Here is a 2,270-nt window from a genome sequence, read left to right as displayed (position 1 = left end):
TACAAAAAGAATAGCGTTTTTTTGGAATTATAGATATAAATTCATCTTAGATGGATGGTCCTATTATAAATTAAATAAAGAACTTACCCTCAACCACTTTTTTACCAGTACCACCTATATAAAGTTCTATATCTTTTTCTTTTTTAGATATAAACAATTCTATTAGACAAGGCATTTTTATAATCATACCTTGCTCAGCTAGAAGGTGAATACATTTTTGTTTACTATAATAATTCTTGGCAAGATATGCTCCAACAGCAGCGTTCCCCATACCACAAGCAGGATCTTCCATACCTTCCCTGGGGCACAGATTTCTAGTGTGAAAATCAAAATCCTCTCCATAAGTATCAAATGTGAATATTTGCACCTCACGGACACCCAAATTCTCACACAACTCTTGTAACAATTGAGCGTCGCGTTTAACTGACATTAATGCACTTAAAGAATTTACTGCTATCACTAAATATTTCACGCCTAAATCAATCGTTTGAATTGGAAGATTGAAAGCAATATCTGCTTCATTAATTCCCAAAGTATTGGCGATTGTCTTTTTGTTTATTATTGGCGAAATAAAATTAGGAGAGCTTTGCTTCATTTTTACAAGCACTTGATTTCTAACGTTTTCAATAACAACTTCACGTATGCCACTTTGAGTTTCAATTTGATATATTTTCTTTTTACTGGGATCAATCTTCTTGGAATTTACTAGTGCCATAAATGCTGCTATTGTTGGATGTCCAGCAAGCGATACTTCTTTATTAGGAGTAAAATAACGAAATAGAAAATCCGCATTATAAGAGGGATAGACAAATACTGTCTCCACAAGGTTTATCTGTTTAGCGATGTTTTGCAAAGTATTATCATCTAAACCGTTGGGATCAAAAAAAACAGCAGCAGGATTGCCAGTTAAATTTTCACCAGAAAAGCTATTGATTACCATAAATTCTTTTTCCAATTTAATTCTATACCTCCAATATTCAATCTATGAAACTAATTTTAATATAAACTAATTCCTATTTTAATGGTCTAAATTCTCGTAAAGAATTTTCTAAACTTTCGCGTACTAGTAGAATTATAAAATTTTCGTTTTGGGGATACTTCAAAATCTTAGCTTGATGGGCATGTGGCGGGCCCCCAAGAAAAAAAATGACTTTACATTAGTCGCCTTTTTTCTAAAAAATTATATTAAACCAATTAAGTTATTAAGCATTTATTTTATTTAAAATTGAAACTTTATTAGTAGTAAATAATACATAATCTTGCTTTTTAGTTTTAATTAAGATGCGATCGGTTGTACCATAAGGTGTCCCAATTCGAATTGCATCATTTTTTTCAACGCCAGCATAAGTATCATCTTCAGTAACCTCAATAATTTCATTTAATGGAATATTAACTTTTGCTAATTGCCACTTAATAATTAATTCCTCTGTTGTTTTTATAACATCAATACCCAACATATTACCAAGACCTTTCTATTCTATTTTCTAAATATAATTATAAATCAAATAATTATATTTGTAATTAAGTATCTTTATTGGATATTTATGTTTGCCAATGATATGAATAACAAATTATTTTTATCTATTTTCGAAAGTAAACTTTTAGCCAAAAGTTTACTTTCAAATCAGAAAAGGTTAGATCCTCGATAGGCTTCACCCCAGCCATAAACCTTACGACCAAAAACAAAGGGTAACTCAATTATCAAACTCATATAAAGTTTCAATCCTGTCTAAACACCCATTAGGATATGCAACTGATTATCTATTTTTCTTTACATAATCTCCAGATACAGTCCATATCAACTATAGATTCTTGTCTTATGCTAAATGTAATCAAAAAGCAAGTAGATAAAGATAATGATTAAAACATTAACTCTAGATACTTTTTTGATGAATATTACAAATAAACAGGAGGTAATGAAAAATGATTAAAACATTATTAGCAGGAGCACTTTTAAGTACAGGATTGGTAGCGGGAGGTGCAGCAGGTGCAGATGATGCGAAAATGGACAATTTAAAGTCAAATGAAAATGGTTCAAGTCAAGTAATTACACAGAGTGCAGATGGAACAACGTCTTTCTCACAAAACTTTGATTTACCTAAAGATGCAGTGCCAGCAACTCCTAAAGAAGGTGCAAAAACTGTTGAAAAAACAAAAGGTACAGGTACAGATTCTGAAGAAGGAAAAATGGTAGAAACAAAAGTGGGAGCCCCTGAAAAACGAGAAGGTGCAAAAACTGTTGAAAAAACAAAAGGTACAGGTACAGATTC

The 2,270-nt window shown here is 31.3% G+C and carries 3 protein-coding genes; 1 reads left to right on the top strand and 2 read right to left on the bottom strand.

Features of this window, described 5'->3' with window-relative positions; all coding sequences use genetic code 11:
• Positions 1 to 70 precede the first annotated feature (70 nt).
• Positions 71 to 955 (bottom strand): PhzF family phenazine biosynthesis protein, encoded by an 885-nt coding sequence (locus DT250_RS25990; protein WP_149213919.1) that lies wholly within the window; start codon positions 953 to 955, stop codon positions 71 to 73.
• Positions 956 to 1,202: 247 nt separating this feature from the next.
• Positions 1,203 to 1,457: a SunI/YnzG family protein gene (locus DT250_RS25985; protein WP_000900581.1), complete on the bottom strand. Its 255-nt coding sequence runs from the start codon at positions 1,455 to 1,457 to the stop codon at positions 1,203 to 1,205.
• A gap of 466 nt (positions 1,458 to 1,923) precedes the next feature.
• Here DT250_RS25985 and DT250_RS25980 point away from each other — a divergent pair.
• The coding region (locus DT250_RS25980; protein WP_149213920.1) for a hypothetical protein at positions 1,924 to 2,270 on the top strand (347 nt) is incomplete at its 3' end.

The organism is Bacillus sp. AR2-1 (assembly GCF_008368755.1).
GTDB lineage: Bacteria > Bacillota > Bacilli > Bacillales > Bacillaceae_G > Bacillus_A > Bacillus_A wiedmannii.
This window is presented reverse-complemented; position numbering and strand designations above follow the sequence as displayed.

Bases quoted from the DNA above. Each gene is read 5' to 3' on its own strand.
- DT250_RS25985 (WP_000900581.1), bottom strand. From the start codon at position 1,457: ATGTTGGGTATTGATGTTATAAAAACAACAGAGGAATTAATTATTAAG.